The sequence below is a fragment of the Streptomyces soli genome, from assembly GCF_003999195.1.
Taxonomy (GTDB): Bacteria; Actinomycetota; Actinomycetes; order Streptomycetales; family Streptomycetaceae; genus Actinacidiphila; species Actinacidiphila soli.
Map to the genome: position 1 here is coordinate 1 of NZ_RJVR01000227.1, position 14,824 is coordinate 14,824.

Sequence of the window (14,824 nt, forward strand, 5' to 3'; positions counted from 1 at the left end):
CCCGCCGGGCCGCCCGGGCGCGGACCGGGCGGCCCGTGGTGGCGCTCCACCCGGGCCCTGGCGCTACTGGCGGTCGTGGCGGTGGCGGTGGTCGCCGTGGCGGTGGCCATGGCCGTCGGGGGCGGAGGCAAGGGGGGCGGCGGCAAGTCGACCGTGGGCGCCCGGGAGATCCGCCTCCTGGCCGCCACCGCGCCCGGCCCGGACCCCTTCACGCCCTCCGTGGCCGACGACTCCCTCCCCACGGACGTCCCGACCCCCACCGCCAGTACCTCCCGCAGCGACGAGTTCGGCGCGCCCGCCGTCGCCGGCTCCACGCCGGGCCTGTACGGCGGCCACCGCGGCGTCTCAAGCTGCGGCGTCGCCCGGCTCATCAAGCTCCTCACCGCTGACCCCGTCAAGGCCAAGGCCTTCGCCGGCGTCGTCGGCATCGATGCCTCCGCCATCCCCTCGTACCTGCACGGGCTCACTCCGGTGCTCCTTCGCGCCGACACCCGCGTCACCGACTACGGGTACCGCGGCAGCTCCGCCGTGCCCTTCCCCGCCGTCCTCGAGCGCGGCACCGCCATGCTGGCCGGACCGCACGGTCTCCCCCGCCTGCGCTGCCCGGGCGGCAACCCCCTTCAGCCCCCGCCCGCCGCCGGCGGCCCCGAGACGTTCACCGGGTCCGCGTGGTCCTCCTTCCGGGCCTCCGACGTGATCGCCGTCGCCCCCGCCTCGCACCGGCTGACTCAGTTCGTCATCTACGACCCGGACCACGGCACCTGGTTCATCCGCCCCGCCGGCACCACGGGCGCCGAGGACCGCTCCCGGTCCGCCCCCGCCACGCCGGCGCCCACGGCGACCCGCACCACCCGCACGGCCGCGCCCACCACGTCGTCGTCGCCCCCCGTCAGCCCCAGCACCTCGCCGCCCACGACGCCCACGACGCCCGCGTCATCCGCGTCATCCGCGTCCTGACGACGACGACCGAACCCCCGACGAGAAGGACGTCTTCAAGAGCAACAAGCACCGTACGCCGAAGCCCGTCAACCTTCACTGAGCCGGTCATTCAGGCGTGCTCCTGCAGTCGGGGCCCGTAGATGTCGATCATTCGGTTGCGCGCTGAGTTCAACCGGTGGGCGATGGTCTCGGCTGCGGCGAGCACGATCGCGTGGCCCAGTGCCGGGTCCTCCCGGCACAGGTCACGCGTCTCGGCGGCGGCGAACTCGTACGCGCCGACGCTGCCGAGGGCCCGGCCGCAGAGCTGCCAGCGGTACGGGGCGAAGAGCCAGGACCAGCCGAGCAATTCGCCGGGTCCGAGGGTCTCGACGCTCACGAGCCCCCGGCCGGGGATGTTCATGTCGAGCGAGACCGCGCCCGACCGTACGATCCAGAACCGGTCGGCGAACCGGCCCTCGTCGAAGATCCGCCATCCCTGCGGGAAGGTCACCTTGGACGCGTGCTCCAGAAAGATGCGCCGGTGGTTCGCGGGGAGGGCGTCCAGCATCGTGACCGAGCTGCTCATCGAGGCCTCCTGATCAGCTGCTACCCCTTCCCCTCAGGGTAAGGCGACGACCGGTGCGGGAGGTGTCCCAGGAACCAGTCCCGTGCGAGGCGGGCCACCTCGTCGAGTGCGCCGGGTTCCTCGAAGAGGTGCGTGGCCCCGGGGATCACGTGCAGCAGGTTCGGACAGCGCAGTTCCTCCTGCGCCCGGCGGTTCAGGTCGAGTACGGCCCGGTCCGCGCCGCCGACGATCAGCAGCGTGGGCGCCCGTACGTGGCCGAGCCGGGGTCCGGCGAGGTCAGGCCGGCCGCCACGCGAGACCACCGCCGCGATGCCCTCCCCGGCGTCCGCGGCCGCGGACAGGGCGGCCGCCGCTCCCGTACTGGCCCCGAAGTAGCCGATGGGCAGGCCCTCCGCCTCGGCGCGCAGCCGGCGGGTGACGTCCGTGAGCCGGCGGGCCAGCAGCCCGATGTCGAAGACGTATCCCCGGTCGGCCTCCTCGTCGGGGGTGAGCAGGTCGAGGAGCAGGGTGCCGAGACCGGCCTCGTTGAGCGCCGAGGCCACGGCCCGGTTGCGGGAGCTGTGCCGGCTGCTGCCGGTGCCATGGGCGAAGGCCACGACGGCCTCCGCGCCGTCGGGCAGCGTGAGGTCCCCGGTGAGGCGGACCCCGCCCGCCTCGTAGTGGGTCGCGACCGTCGTCGGCGCCCGGACCGCGGCCCGCTTGAGGAGTGCCGACACCTCCTCGTCGCCGGTCTGCGAGAAGTCCCGGTACCACTCGCCCACCGCGAAGAAGGACTCCGGCGAGTGCAGGCACACCACCGCGTCCGCCTCCACGCGCAGCGCCGCCAGCGCGTCGGGCGCGGCCACCGGGACGGCCACCACGACGCGGCCCGCGCCCTGGGCCCGTACGACCTGGCAGGCGGCCAGTGCGGTCGCGCCGGTGGCGACGCCGTCGTCCACCACGATCACAGTGCGGCCACTGAGGTCGGTGCGGGGGCGGCCGTCGCGGAAACGGTGGGCCTGCCGGTCGAGCTCGGCCTGCTCGTGGCGCTCCACCTCCTCGAGGTCGTACCGGCTCACGTGGGTCATCCGGACGATGTCATCGCTGACGACCTTCGCCCCGCCCTCGCCGATGGCGCCGAAGCCCAGCTCCCGGTGGTAGGGGACGCCGAGTTTCCGTACGACGACGATGTCCAGAGGGGCGTGCAGCGCCCGGGCCACTTGGTACGCCACCGGGACGCCACCGCGCGGCAGGCCGAGGACGACGGGGCTCTCGGATCGCAGATGGGGCAGCTTTTCGGCGAGGCGGCGCCCGGCATCCGCGCGGTCGATGAACTGCATGGGTTCTCACCCCCAGCGGTATCCAGTCCGGCTTAGCCTGAAAACATGGCCGTACTCACCGGGACATCCGGATGGCAGTACAAGGACTGGCGCGGGGTCTTCTACCCGCCCGGCTGCCCGCAACGCCTGTGGCTGGAGTCGTACAGCGCCCGTTTTCCCACAGTGGAGAGCAACAACGCCTTCTACCGGCTGCCGAGCCAGGAGACCTTCGCCGACTGGGGCCGCCGCACACCGCCCGGATTCGTGATGGCGGTCAAGGCCAGCCGCTATCTCACCCACATCAAGCGGCTGAACGACCCGGAGGAGCCCGTCCACCGCCTCATGGAGCACGCCGCCGGGCTCGGCGACCGGCTGGGCCCGGTGCTGCTGCAGCTGCCGCCGACCCTGCAGGCCGACGCCGCTGCGCTGGACGCCTGCCTGCGCTGTTTCCCGGGCGGCACGCGGGTGGCCGTGGAGCCGCGCCACGACTCCTGGTGGACCGACGAGGTCCGCGCCGTCCTGGAGCGGCGCGGCGCCGCCCTGTGCTGGGCCGACCGGCGGGCGCGGCCGGTGACGCCGCTGTGGCGGACCACCGACTGGGGCTACGTCCGCTTCCACGAGGGCATCGCACGGCCGTGGCCGCATTACGGCCGCCAGGCGCTGCACACCTGGGTCCGGCGGATCGCGGACACCTGGCCGGCGAGCGCCGATGTCCATGTGTACTTCAACAACGACCCGGGCGGGGCGGCCGTGCGCGACGCTCATGTCTTCACCCGGATGGCGGCGGCCACGATCTCCTCCAGCCGCGCGTGATGGGCCCCGGGCCAGTAGACGTGCCCGCAGGCCCGGCAGCGTACGAAGGCGTCCTGGGTGCGGCGGGTGCCGGGGCGCAGCAGGTGCTCGACCTCGCTCTTGCCGACCGGGGCCAGCGCGCCGTTGCAGACGGTGCAGCGGGTCCACGGCGCCAGTGGCGGGGCGAAGCGGTCCAGGACGTCGCGCAGCTGCTCGTCGGCCCGGTCGCCGCGGACGTACGCACCCGCGGGCAACGCCCGGCGGCTCAGCAGGCCCCGGTCCTTGGTCAGCAGGACGCGGTGCTCGGCGGCGCCCTGTGCGATCAGCTGGTCGTCGTCGAGGTCATTGCGGTAGGCGGTGTCCACGCCGACGAGGCGCAGCCTGCGGGCCAGCGAGCCGAGGTGGACGTCGAGCACGAACCGCGCCTGGCCGTCCGGTAGTCGCTGCGGCCGGCCGACCGCGCGGACCTCCACCCGATCCCCGTCGGCGACGATCCCGTCCACCTCGGTCAGCGGGACGCCGAGCGACTCGACGACATGCCCCAGCGACGACGTCCCGTCGTAGGGCACCCGCAGCTCCGGCACCCGGTTCCGCGCCGCCAGGAACAGCCACAGCTCGGCGGGGAACCTCAGCGTCAGCTCGTCGGCCACCCTTCCAGCCTAGGGCTGCCGTTCCAGGGTCTGGCGGTTCACCGGCGGCAGGTATTCCCGTACGAGGGTGCGCCGCCACCAGGCTCCGGTGCTGCGCAGCGTCGCCCAGTCGGTGAAGCGGTAGTGGTAGAGGCGGGCCCGGACGTAGGTCGGCGGGGCGTCGGGGAAGGGGTTGCCGCGCAGCAGCTTCAGGGTCGCGGGGTCGTTCTCCAGCAGCTTGCCGAGGAAGGGGACGAACCACGGCCAGGCGTACGAGGCCGAGATCCCCGCGAACCACATCATCCAGTCGAGCCGCAGGTGGTACGGGGCGTACTGGCGCGGCAGCCGGCGCGGGTCGCCGGGCTTGCCCTTGAAGGGGTACTCCTTCCACACCGTGTCCGGGGTGATCTCGGGCTCGTCGGTGCCCTCGACGGCCACTTCGAGGCGGATGCGGTTGATGCTGCCGAAGGCGCCGTACGCGTTGACCAGGTGGAGGCGGTCGAAGGAGACGTTCATCATCTGGCGGCGCGAGAGGAGGTTGCGGGCCGGCCAGTAGCTCAGCACGAGCACAAGTGCGGTGAAGGCGAGCACCAGGACCTCGAACCAGGTGGGAGCGGCCGGGAGGGCGGGCGGCTCGGCGATCAGGGAGCCGTCGAAGGCGGAGACGGCGAGGACGACGGTCAGCCAGTTGAGCCAGGCGAAGTTGCCGGACAGGATCAGCCACAGCTGGGTGGCGATGACGATGGAGGCGGCCACGCTCGCGACCGGCTGCGGGGTGAACAGCGCGAAGGGCACGACGAGTTGGGCAAAATGGTTGGCCGCCGTCTCGACCTTGTGCAGGGGCTCCGGGAGGTGGTGGAAGAACCAGCTCAGAGGGCCCGGCATCGGCTGCGTCTCGTGGTGGTAGTTCAGGCAGGTCAGATCGCGCCAGCAGGCATCCCCGCGCATCTTGATCAGCCCCGCGCCGAACTCGACCCGGAAGACCAGCCAGCGCATCAGCCACAGCACGACCACCGGTGGCGCGGTGCGCTCGTTGCCGAGGAAGACGGCGAGCGTGCCCGCTTCCAGGAGCAGCGACTCCCAGCCGAACGAGTACCAGGTCTGGCCGACGTTGACGATGGACAGGTACAGCACCCACAGCACCGCCCAGGCCGCCATCGCTATCCACAGCGGTGCGTAATCGGCCGCCCCCGCCAGCAGCGCCGCCGACCCCGCCGCCCCGGCCCACGCCGCGGCAAAGAACAGCCGGTCGGAGTAGCGGAAGTGGAAGAGGCTCGGTGCCTGCCGGAAGGACACCTGCTCGAGGAAGGCGGGCACCGGCAGCAGCCCCCGCTCACCGATGAGCGCCCGGAACTGGTTCGCCGCGACCAGGAAGGCGACCAGGTACACGGCAGCCAGACCGCGCTGGATGACCAGTCTGCTCAGCCAGTAGTCGGGCGCCGTGAACCAGTCCATGAGGGCTTCTGTACCACCGCGCCGGGCCGGGCACCGCCTGGCGGGCCGCAGGCGGGGGAAAGGGCCACGGATGGACCATCCTGGACCATCCGGCAACCACCGCGCCCGCCGGATGCCGGGCGGGCGACACCTGGAGGTCGCCGGGGGTGGGGAGGCTGGGGGGATGGCGACAGCGGACATACCCTTCCGGCGGAAGCTGCCCTGGCGGCAGGCCCTTTGCCTGGTTCCGCTGGTGGCCGTCGTGCTGTGGGCGGTGTGGCACCGGGCCCTGATCGCGGACGGCGCGCGGCGGCTGCTCACGGCGGACCGGTACTGGCTGCTCGTGGCGGTCGCCGTCACGGGGCTCGGCTGGGTCGCGGTGTCGTTCGCCCGGCAGGGGGCCGTGGTGGAAACGGCTGCCGCCTTACCGGCTGCTGGCCGCCCAGTTCGCCGCCGGGGCCGCCAATCACCTGCTGCCGTCGGGGCTCGGCGCGGGCGCGGTCAACCTGCGCTTTCTGCGGGGGTGCGGCCTGACGACCGGGCGCTCCTCGGCGGCGCTGGCGCTCTACATGCTGGCGGAGGCGGCCGGGCGGGTCGTGCTGCTGCTGGCCCTGCTGGCGGGTTTTCCGCACGCGCTGCGGCTGGGCGGGCTGGTCGACGGCGGGGCGGGGGTGCGGGTCGCGGTGACTGCCGGGCTGGTTGTGGTGGCGGCCGCGGTCGCCGTGCTGGTCGTAGGGCCCCTGCGCCGGCTCGTACGCGGCTTCCTCGGCACCGCCCTGGCCGACGCCCGCTCCGTCCACCGCCTCCCTGCCCGTGCCCTGGCCCTGTGGGGCGGCTCCCTTGCCTTTCCGGCGCTCCAGGCGTCCGGTCTGGTCGCCGTCTCCGCCGCGCTCAACCTGCCGGTCCCCATGGCGCACGTCGCCATCGCCTACCTCGTCGCGAGCGTCCTGGCCGCCGCGATCCCGGCGCCGGGTGGCATCGGCTCGGTGGACGCCGCGCTGGGCCTGGCCCTCGTGACGGCGGGCGCCCCGGTGGGCGCCGCGACGGCGGCCGTGCTGGGCTTCCGGATCATCACGGTGTGGCTGCCGCTGCTGCCGGGCGCGCTGGTGCTGGGCGCGCTGGTGCGGCGCAAGGTGGTCTAGATCCCCCACCCCTTCCCGAAACCGGGGCGCCCCGGATCCCGCCGGGGGCGCTGCCCCCGAACCCTCCCCCACCCAGGTCCTCAAACGCCGGACGGGCTGAAGCTACGGGTAATCGCTGATCAGCGAGAGCAGGCCGCCCTCCGGGTCGCGGAGGCCGGCGACGCGGCCGTAGGCGCTGTCCATGGGTTCGCCGGTGATCTCGCCGCCGAGTTCCTTGGCGTGCTGGACGGCCTCGTCGATGTCGGGGACGGCGAAGAAGACGTGCCAGCGGGGGCGCACCCTGGGGTCGGCGGCGGCCTCGACGCCGCCGCCGCGGAGGCCGGCGACGGGGTGGCCGTCGACGTAGAGGGCGACGCGGTCGTTCTCCCACTCCACAACGTAGCGGTTGGGGTCGCGGCGGTCCCAGGCGAAGATCTCGCCGTAGAACATGGCGGACGCGAAGGCGTCGCGCGTACGGAGTTCGATCCAGGCGGGCGCGCCGGGGATGCGCAGCTTTCGGGGAGGGCCGGGCACGCCCTCCCAGATGCCGAACGAGGCGCCCGGCGGGTCGGCGGCGATGGCGAGTCGCCCGGCGTCGAACTCCAGCGGGCCGACCGCGACCGTGGCGCCCCGGTCGCGGATGTCGGCGGCGGTGGCGTCCGCGCTCTCGACACCGAAGTAGGTCGTCCAGGCCACCGAGGTCTCCCAGTTCCGGGCGATGGCGCCGATGCCCGCGACCTCGGTATCCTCCACGACGGCCCGTACATACGGGCCCCAGCGGTCAGGGCCCGGTTCGAAGGTCCAGCCGAGCAGAGGACCGTAGAAGGCCATCGCGACATCCAGGTCACGTGCCATGAGGCTGACCCAGCACGGGGCGCCTGGCACGCAGCAGACTCTCGCGGTGGTCACTTCGGTCTCCTTGCAGCCGTTGCCTACCAGCATGGGGGTGGACTCTCCGCCGGGCATCTCCGCAGCGGTCAGTGGCCGAACAGGTGCACGCGCCGGTGGCGCCGGGCGCCGGGCTCGGCGGCGGCAGTGGTGCCCGCGCTAGTGGCCGCCGGCTCCGTCACGGTCGCGTCGGAGTTACGAGCCGCCGCGCGGCGCATGCTGCGCAGCTCGGCGTTGCGGCGCCGCTGGCGGGCCGAGCCGCTCGCGATCATCGCGACGGCCAGGCTGAAGACCAGGGTCAGCGCGATTCCGGCCAGGAAGGCGCCGAGCGTATTGACAGTGCCGAGGTCGTTGCCGAACATCGTCACCGCGTAGTCGGGACCGCCGGAGTAGTTCTCCGAGATCAGCAGGCCCGCGAAGGCACCGGAGGCGCCGAGCAGGACGAGTCCCAGGAGCAGCATGTCTGTCACACCCTTCGTTGGAGGAAGCGGCGCAGCCGCCCGAGCGGCCACGCGTTGATCACGTCGTCCTTCGTGAGCCAGCCCCGCTGGGCCGTGCCCACTCCGTAACGCATGTGCTCCAGATGGAGGACGGAGTGGGCGTCGCTGGCGATGGAGAAACGCACCCCGTGCCGTTTCGCCCGCAGGATGTGCTCGTCGGACAGGTCGAGCCGGTCCGGCTGGGCGTTGACCTCAAGGGCCGTGCCGGTGCGGGCACAGGCGGTGAACACGGCGTCGAGGTCGGCGTCGATGGCCGGCCGGCGGCCGATGAGCCGGGTGGTCGGATGTCCGATGATGTGGACGCGGGGGTTCTCGCAGGCGCGTACGAGCCGCCGGGTCAGCTGCTCGCCCGACTGGTTGAAGTGCGAGTGCACGGAGGCCACGCACAGATCGAAGCCCGCCAGGAACTCCGCCGGCCAGTCCACGTCGCCGTCGGGGCCGATGTTCAGCTCGGTGCCGTGCAGCACGCGGGTCTTCCCGTGCTTTCCGTCCAGCCGCCGCACCCGCTCGCGCTGGGCGAGCACCTTCTCGTCGGTCATCTGCTGCATGTACAGGTCAGGTGCGTGGTCGGTGATCGCGACGTAGGAGTAGCCGAGCCCGGCCGCGGCGGCCACCATGTCGTCCAGCGTGGCCAGGCCGTCGGTGAGGTCCGTGTGGGTGTGCAGGTCGCCCCGGATGTCGGCCTGCGTGATCACGTCGGGAAGTTCGCCGCGCAGCCCGGCCTCGATCTCGCCGCGGTCCTCACGGAGGGTGGGCGGGATCCAGGGCAGGCCGAGGCGGGCGTAGACCTCCTCCTCGGTCTCGGAGGCGGTGCGCTCGCCGCTCTCGGTGTCGAAGAGGCCGTATTCGGAGAGCTTCAGCTTGTGGTGGACGGCGATCTCGCGGGTGCGGATGTTGTGCGCCCTGGAGCCGGTGAAGTACTGCAGCGCCGCTCCCCAGGCGTCGGGCGGCACGACCCGCAGATCGGCCTGCAGGGCCTTGGTCGTACGGATCGAGGTCTTCTTCTCGCCGCGGGCGATGACGCCGGCGACGTACGGCAGACCGGTGAAGGCCTCCATGAAGGGGCCGGAGTCCTCTGCCGCGACGAGGATGTCGACGTCCCCGATGGTCTCGCGCATCCGGCGCAGTGATCCGGCGTAGGCGCAGCGTCGGCAGCCGGTGAGCTTCGACAGTTCGGCGACGAGGTCCTCGGCGAGCTCGGTGGCGACGTCCAGCAGGGCGCGGCCGCCGGAGGCCTGCATCAACCCGATGCCGTGCAGGATGTTCTCCTCGGTCTTGGGGCCGAAGCCGGGGAGGCCGCGCAGCCGCTCGTCGTGGATGGCGTCGGCGAGTTCCTGGACGGAGGCGATGTGCAGGTCCCGGTAGAGGACCATGGCCTTCTTGGGGCCGAGCGTCGGGATCGCGGTCATCTCCCGCACTCCGGCGGGGATCTTCGCCCGGGCCTCGTCGACGGCCGACACGCTGCCGGTGCGCAGGTATTCGGCGACCTTGTCGGCGACGGACTTGCCCACGTTGGGGATCTTCCGCAGCTCCTGGGGGTCGAGCCGGGACACGTCGGCGTGGTAGCCGCCGATGGCACGGGCGGCCTTCTCGTAGGCGCGCGCCTTGAAGGCGTCGCCGCCGGTGATCGCGAGGAGGTCGGCGTACTCCTGCAGCAGGGCTTCCACCTCCTTGTTCGGGCGCGCCACCACTGCCACCTCCACCCGCGCGTCATGAACAGGCCTACGTTGCCTACGGTGAGCGCCTGCCCCTGACCGCGGGCCGCAATCCTGCCCGTCCGCGCACTCCCCTCGCGGGCGGCGGACCGATGGGGCACGGTGGAGGTGAAACGGGACCACCACGGACGCCAGGAGTCGCCATGACGGACCACACCTACCGGGTCACGGAAATCGTCGGGTCGTCGCCGGACGGCATCGACGCCGCCATCCGCAACGGGATCACCCGCGCGTCGGAGACCCTGCGGAATCTGGACTGGTTCGAGGTAGTGCAGATCCGTGGTCAGCTGGAGGACGGCCGGATCGCGCACTTCCAGGTGGGCCTGAAGGTCGGCTTCCGCCTGGAGGGCTAGTCCCCCAGCTTCGTCAGCTTGTAGACACGGGCCGCCGTACCGGAGAAGACCTCGTCCCGCTCGGCGGGGGTGAGGTCCGCGGTCAGGGTGCGGGCGGTGTCCAGCACTTCGGCGTACGAGGCGGCCAGCAGGCAGACGGGCCAGTCGGAGCCGAACATGACGCGGTCCGGGCCGAAGGCGTCGATGACGGTGTCGGCGTAGGGCCGCAGGGCCGCCGCTGTCCAGGAGTCCCAGGCGGCCTCGGTGACCATGCCGGAGAGTTTGCAGGCGGTGTTGGGGAGGGCGGCGAGCGGACGTACGGCGTCGGCCCAGGGGCGGAGTTCGCCGCTCACGACGGGCGGCTTGCCCAAGTGGTCGAGGACGAAGGTCAGTTCCGGCAGGAGTACGGCCGCCTTGTACGCGGCCGGAAGCTGGTGCGGCTGTACGACCAGGTCGTAGACCAGGCCCGCCGCGGCCACCGCCGCGAGGCCGCGCAGGACGTCGGGGCGCAGCAGCCACTCGGGGTCGGGCTCACCCTGGACCTGGTGGCGGATGCCGGTGAGGCGGTCGCCGCCGGGGAGTTCACGCAAGGCCGCGAGGGTGTCCCCGACGCCGGGGGCGGTGAGGTCGGTCCAGCCGACGACGCCCGCGACCAGGTCGCTGCCGTGCGCCAGGGCGAGGAACTCGGGGGTCTCCTCCGGGACGGTGACGGTCTGCACGAGCACGGTCGCGGTGACCCCGGCGGCCCGCGTCTCGGCTTCGAGGTCGGCGTGGGTGAAGTCGCGGCGCAGCGGGGCGAGTTCGTCGCCGATGATCCAGTCCTGGTCGCGTACGGCCAGGTCCCAGAGGTGGTGGTGGGCGTCGATGAGCGGCGGCGTCATGCGGTCTCCTTCGGCAGCAGCCCTTCGGCGCGCAGGTCATCCCACAGGGCGTCCGGCACGGGGTGGCGCAGCATCGCCGCCGCGTCCTGGATCTCATACGGGGACCGGGCGCCGACGAGCACGCTGGCGACGGCGGGGTGGTCGAGGGGGAAGCCGAGGGCGGCGGCGCGCAGCGGGACGCCGTGCCGGCCGGCGACGGCCTGGATGCGCAGGGCCCGGTCGAGGAGGGCGCCGGGCGCGGGCGCGTAGTCGTAGGTGGCGCCGGGGCGGGGGTCGGCGAGCAGGCCGGAGTTGAAGACACCGCCGACGACGACGCTCTTGCCGCGCGCGGCGGCTTCGGGCAGCAGCTCGTCCAGGGCCTGGTGGTCGAGCAGGGTGTAGCGGCCGGCGCAGAGGACGGCGTCGATATCCGTGTCGCGCAGGAAGCGGGTGAGCATGGCGGTCTGGTTCATACCGGCGCCGATCGCGCCGACCGTGCCTTCGGCGCGCAGCCGCTCCAGGGCGGGATAGGCCTGGTGGAAGGCCTGTTCGGCGTGGTCGTCGGGGTCGTGGAGATAGACGACGTCGACCCGGTCGAGGCCGAGCCGGCGCAGGCTCTCCTCGATGCTGCGCCGGACACCGTCGGCACTGAAGTCCCAGACCCGGCGGTGGGTGGCGGGCACGGCGAAGCCGTTGGCGAGGTCGTCGTCGTTCGTGCTCTCGTCCGGCACGAGCAGGCGGCCGACCTTGGTGGACACCGTGTACTCGGCCCGGGGGCGGTCGCGCAGTGCCGCGCCGAGCCGCCGCTCGGACAGGCCGAGCCCGTAGTGCGGGGCGGTGTCGAAGTAGCGGACGCCCGCGTCCCAGGCGGCGTCCACGGCGGCCCGGGCGGCCTCGTTGGTGACCGGCGTGAAGAGATTGCCGATGGCCGCGGCCCCGAAGGAGAGCCGAGTGACCGTCACCCCACTCCGGCCGAGCTGAGTCCTCCGCATGCACGATCTCCCGAATACCTCGGATCTATATCTTCCGGAAGCGGACTCTATGTCCTCCGCCCGCCCTCGACAAGGGGTTCAGCCAGGCCATTCATCCGATGGATCGTCTGTTGTCAGACCCTCACGCCACCATGGGGACATGACGGATTTCCAACTGGTCATCGACTGCGCCGACCCCGAGCGGCAGGTGCGCTTCTGGGCCGGCGCTCTCGGCTACCGGCCGGAGGCCCCGCCCGGCGGGGCCGCCACCTGGCGGGCGTACTGGCTCTCCACCGGCGTCCCCGAGGACGAGCTTGGCGACGGGGACTGCTGCGACTCCATCGTCGACCCGGCGGGCGCCGGCCCCCGGATCTGGTTCCAGCAGGTGCCCGAGGGCAAGAAGGTGAAGAACCGGCTCCACCTCGACGTCAGGGCCGGCGGAAAGCGGGAGGAGGTCCCGCTTCCCGCCCGCAGGCAGCGCGTGGACGCCAGGGTGGAGCGACTGATAGCGGCGGGCGCTTCCAGCCCCCGCGTCCTGTCGCAGCCAGGACTGGACCATTACGCGGTGACGCTGCTGGACCCGGAGGGCAACGAGTTCTGCGTCAACTAGGACCGACCTAGCCCGTGATGCTCGGTGAGTCGGTCTCGATGTGCCCGGTGAAGCGGCGGGACCAGGCCGTGTCGGTGCTGAGCGAAATGGCGAACGGCATGCGCAAAATGTGCCGTTTCATACTGATTCACTTACTGTACGGAGCACCGAGACGTCCCCTGCGAGGAGATCCCGTGGCCACGCTCACCGTTTGGAAGTTCCCCACTCCCGAAGGCGCCGACGAAGCGGTCGGCACGCTGGAGTCCCTGCAGAAGCAGGAGCTCATCAAGGTGCACGACGCGGCGGTGGTCAGCTGGCCCCCGGACAAGAAGCAGCCCAAGACCCGGCAGCTGCACAACCTCGCCGGGGTCGGCGCGCTGTCCGGGAGCTTCTGGGGACTACTCTTCGGCATGCTGTTCTTCGTGCCGCTGCTGGGCATGGCTGTCGGCGCCGCAGTGGGCGCGATGAGCGGCTCGATGGCGGACGTCGGCATCAACGACGACTTCATCGAGTCGGTGCGCAGGCAGGTGACGCCCGGCAGCTCCGCGCTGTTCCTGCTGTCCTCCGACGCCGTCCTGGACAAGGTCAGGGACCCCTTCGGTTCCACCCAGGTCGAGCTGCTGAGCACCAACCTGTCCGGCGAGGAGGAGGCCAAGCTGCGCGAGGTCTTCTCGGAGCAGTGACCATGGCGACCCCGGGCGCCCAGCACCTCAGTCCCCGCGAGCGGGCGGCCGTCGGCAAGGCTGCCCGCGCCCGCGCACCGCGCTCCGCCCACGGCGAGTTCGAGCCGCCGCCCGGCCGCCCGGACCCGGTTGACGTCATCGAGGATCAGTCGGCGCAGCGCGTGCCGGAGCTGGTGCCGATCCGCTACGGCAGAATGCTGGAGTCGCCGTTCCGTTTCTACCGGGGCGCCGCCGCGATCATGGCCGGCGACCTGGCCGCCACCCCCGTCTCCGGCATCCGCGCCCAGCTGTGCGGGGACGCGCACCTGCTGAACTTCCGGCTGCTCGCCTCGCCCGAGCGGCGCCTGGTCTTCGACATCAACGACTTCGACGAGACCCTGCCGGGCCCGTGGGAGTGGGACGTCCAGCGGCTCGCCGCCAGCCTGGTCATCGCGGCCCGGGAGAACGGCTTCACCGACGCCGAGCGGGCGGACATCGTACGGTCCACCGTGCGCTCGTACCGCGAGCGGGTGCGCACGTATGCCCGCATGGGCAACCTCGACGTCTGGTACGACCGCGCCGACGCCGACCGGCTGACCGAGCTTGCCGCCGACCAGTTGCGCAGCCGGGGCAGGCGGCAGGTCTCCCGCGCCCTGGCCAGGGCCCGCAGCCGTGACACCCTCCACGCGTTCGCCAAGCTCACCGAGATGGCCGACGGCGAGCGCAGAATCGTGTCGGACCCGCCTCTGCTGGTGCCGGTTCGCGAACTGCTCCCGGACCACGAGCGCGAGGAGCTCGAAACCCGAATCCAGGGTCTGCTGACCCGTTACGCCCGCAGCCTGCACTCCGACCGCCGGGCCCTGCTCGCCCAATACCGGATCGCCGGCATGGCCCGCAAGGTCGTCGGCGTCGGCAGCGTCGGCACCCGCTGCTGGGTCATCCTGCTGCTCGGCCGGGACGACGAGGACCCGCTGCTGCTGCAGGCCAAGGAGGCGGGCGAGTCCGTGCTGGCTCCCTATGCCGGCGTGAGCACGTACGGTACCGAGGGCGAGCGGGTCGTCGCCGGGCAGCGGTTGATGCAGGCCGCCAGCGACATCTTCCTCGGCTGGGAGCGCGCCGACGGCTTCGAGGGCCGCCAACGCGACTTCTACGTACGTCAGTTGCGCGACTGGAAGGGCATCGCCGAGCCCGCCGTCATGGTCCCCGCCGGGATGCGGGCCTTCGGCGAGCTGTGCGGCGCCACCCTGGCCCGCGCCCACGCCCGCTCCGGCGACCGGATCGCCATCGCGGCCTACCTGGGAAGCGGCGATGTGTTCGACCGCGCCCTGGCCCGGTTCGCCGAGAGCTACGCCGACCTCAACGAGCGCGACCATCAGGCTCTCGCCGACGCCGTACGCGCCGGACGGGTCACCGCCGCCGCAGAAGTTGCCGAATGACCAGGCCGACGACGAGCACGGCCACCACCGCCAGGATGATGACCTGCGAGCGCGACGGCGCCGTGGATCGCCCCGATGTCAGACCAGCACGCC

At 72.4% G+C, this 14,824-nt stretch carries 15 protein-coding genes and 1 pseudogene; 7 read left to right on the forward strand and 9 right to left on the reverse strand.

The annotated features are described in order from the left end of the window. On the forward strand, nt 1–957 hold a 957-nt coding region (locus EFK10_RS47680; RefSeq protein ID WP_164836116.1), incomplete at its 5' end, for a DUF6777 domain-containing protein. 91 nt (nt 958–1,048) lie between these two features. Here the strand turns inward: EFK10_RS47680 and EFK10_RS22310 are convergent. Together EFK10_RS22310 and EFK10_RS22315 are read right to left on the reverse strand one after the other, a co-directional pair. Continuing rightward, complete coding sequence (locus EFK10_RS22310) at nt 1,049–1,504, reverse strand: Crp/Fnr family transcriptional regulator (protein ID WP_127357425.1); 456 nt, start codon at nt 1,502–1,504, stop codon at nt 1,049–1,051. Nucleotides 1,505–1,524: 20 nt separating this feature from the next. Beyond that, a complete protein-coding gene (locus tag EFK10_RS22315; protein ID WP_127357426.1) occupies nt 1,525–2,823 on the reverse strand; it encodes a phosphoribosyltransferase family protein in 1,299 nt (432 codons plus the stop codon). A gap of 45 nt (nt 2,824–2,868) precedes the next feature. Here EFK10_RS22315 and EFK10_RS22320 point away from each other — a divergent pair, with 45 nt between their 5' ends. After that, a complete protein-coding gene (locus tag EFK10_RS22320) occupies nt 2,869–3,615 on the forward strand; it encodes a DUF72 domain-containing protein (RefSeq protein ID WP_127357427.1) in 747 nt (248 codons plus the stop codon). Here EFK10_RS22320 and EFK10_RS22325 read toward each other — a convergent pair. Both EFK10_RS22325 and EFK10_RS22330 read right to left on the reverse strand, forming a co-directional pair. After that, nucleotides 3,564–4,244, reverse strand: a complete 681-nt coding sequence (locus tag EFK10_RS22325) for a Mut7-C RNAse domain-containing protein (protein WP_206305544.1) — start codon at nt 4,242–4,244, stop codon at nt 3,564–3,566. The two genes, EFK10_RS22320 and EFK10_RS22325, sit on opposite strands and share 52 nt — an antisense overlap. 9 nt (nt 4,245–4,253) lie before the next feature. Further along, nucleotides 4,254–5,678, reverse strand: coding sequence for a lipase maturation factor family protein (locus EFK10_RS22330; RefSeq protein WP_127357428.1), 1,425 nt, complete (start codon nt 5,676–5,678; stop codon nt 4,254–4,256). 163 nt (nt 5,679–5,841) lie between these two features. Between EFK10_RS22330 and EFK10_RS22335 the strand changes: the two are divergent. Then, nucleotides 5,842–6,799 (forward strand): annotated as a pseudogene (locus EFK10_RS22335) (lysylphosphatidylglycerol synthase transmembrane domain-containing protein). A gap of 102 nt (nt 6,800–6,901) precedes the next feature. Here EFK10_RS22335 and EFK10_RS22340 read toward each other — a convergent pair. The 3 genes from EFK10_RS22340 to polX all read right to left on the reverse strand — a co-directional run bounded on the left by EFK10_RS22340 (nt 6,902) and on the right by polX (nt 9,854). Further along, complete coding sequence (locus tag EFK10_RS22340) at nt 6,902–7,633, reverse strand: VOC family protein (protein WP_206305548.1); 732 nt, start codon at nt 7,631–7,633, stop codon at nt 6,902–6,904. Nucleotides 7,634–7,755: 122 nt separating this feature from the next. Beyond that, complete coding sequence (locus tag EFK10_RS48810) at nt 7,756–8,127, reverse strand: hypothetical protein (RefSeq protein ID WP_206305545.1); 372 nt, start codon at nt 8,125–8,127, stop codon at nt 7,756–7,758. Between the two features lie 5 nt (nt 8,128–8,132). Then, entirely contained in the window at nt 8,133–9,854 is a 1,722-nt protein-coding gene (gene polX, locus EFK10_RS22350) for a DNA polymerase/3'-5' exonuclease PolX (protein ID WP_127357430.1), read from the reverse strand. Nucleotides 9,855–10,024: 170 nt separating this feature from the next. On the opposite strand from polX, the gene EFK10_RS22355 reads away from it, so the two are divergent. Next, complete coding sequence (locus tag EFK10_RS22355) at nt 10,025–10,234, forward strand: dodecin (RefSeq protein ID WP_127357431.1); 210 nt, start codon at nt 10,025–10,027, stop codon at nt 10,232–10,234. Here EFK10_RS22355 and EFK10_RS22360 read toward each other — a convergent pair. Both EFK10_RS22360 and EFK10_RS22365 read right to left on the reverse strand, forming a co-directional pair. Continuing rightward, on the reverse strand, nt 10,231–11,094 hold the full coding sequence (locus EFK10_RS22360; protein ID WP_127357432.1) for an amidohydrolase family protein: 864 nt from the start codon (nt 11,092–11,094) through the stop codon (nt 10,231–10,233). The genes EFK10_RS22355 and EFK10_RS22360 overlap by 4 nt on opposite strands. Then, nucleotides 11,091–12,065, reverse strand: a complete 975-nt coding sequence (locus EFK10_RS22365; protein WP_127357433.1) for an aldo/keto reductase — start codon at nt 12,063–12,065, stop codon at nt 11,091–11,093. The genes EFK10_RS22360 and EFK10_RS22365 overlap by 4 nt, the downstream gene beginning before the upstream one ends. Nucleotides 12,066–12,204: 139 nt before the next feature. Here EFK10_RS22365 and EFK10_RS22370 point away from each other — a divergent pair, with 139 nt between their 5' ends. The 3 genes from EFK10_RS22370 (at nt 12,205) to EFK10_RS22380 (ending at nt 14,731) form a co-directional block, all read left to right on the forward strand. Then, entirely contained in the window at nt 12,205–12,654 is a 450-nt protein-coding gene (locus tag EFK10_RS22370; RefSeq protein WP_127357434.1) for a VOC family protein, read from the forward strand. A 173-nt stretch (nt 12,655–12,827) separates the two neighbouring features. Beyond that, complete coding sequence (locus tag EFK10_RS22375) at nt 12,828–13,316, forward strand: DUF1269 domain-containing protein (protein ID WP_127357435.1); 489 nt, start codon at nt 12,828–12,830, stop codon at nt 13,314–13,316. 2 nt (nt 13,317–13,318) lie between these two features. Then, nucleotides 13,319–14,731, forward strand: a complete 1,413-nt coding sequence (locus tag EFK10_RS22380; RefSeq protein ID WP_127357436.1) for a DUF2252 domain-containing protein — start codon at nt 13,319–13,321, stop codon at nt 14,729–14,731. The last annotated feature ends 93 nt before the right edge of the window (nt 14,732–14,824 follow it).

Coding starts and splice junctions, on each gene's coding strand:
- EFK10_RS22355 (WP_127357431.1), top strand. CDS start 10,025: ATGACGGACCACACCTACCGGGTCACGGAAATCGTCGGGTCGTCGCCG.
- EFK10_RS22380 (WP_127357436.1), top strand. CDS start 13,319: ATGGCGACCCCGGGCGCCCAGCACCTCAGTCCCCGCGAGCGGGCGGCC.
- EFK10_RS22370 (WP_127357434.1), top strand. CDS start 12,205: ATGACGGATTTCCAACTGGTCATCGACTGCGCCGACCCCGAGCGGCAG.
- EFK10_RS22360 (WP_127357432.1), bottom strand. CDS start 11,094: ATGACGCCGCCGCTCATCGACGCCCACCACCACCTCTGGGACCTGGCC.
- EFK10_RS22310 (WP_127357425.1), bottom strand. CDS start 1,504: ATGAGCAGCTCGGTCACGATGCTGGACGCCCTCCCCGCGAACCACCGG.
- EFK10_RS22320 (WP_127357427.1), top strand. CDS start 2,869: ATGGCCGTACTCACCGGGACATCCGGATGGCAGTACAAGGACTGGCGC.
- EFK10_RS48810 (WP_206305545.1), bottom strand. CDS start 8,127: ATGCTGCTCCTGGGACTCGTCCTGCTCGGCGCCTCCGGTGCCTTCGCG.
- EFK10_RS22315 (WP_127357426.1), bottom strand. CDS start 2,823: ATGCAGTTCATCGACCGCGCGGATGCCGGGCGCCGCCTCGCCGAAAAG.
- EFK10_RS22340 (WP_206305548.1), bottom strand. CDS start 7,633: ATGGCACGTGACCTGGATGTCGCGATGGCCTTCTACGGTCCTCTGCTC.
- EFK10_RS22330 (WP_127357428.1), bottom strand. CDS start 5,678: ATGGACTGGTTCACGGCGCCCGACTACTGGCTGAGCAGACTGGTCATC.
- EFK10_RS22365 (WP_127357433.1), bottom strand. CDS start 12,065: ATGCGGAGGACTCAGCTCGGCCGGAGTGGGGTGACGGTCACTCGGCTC.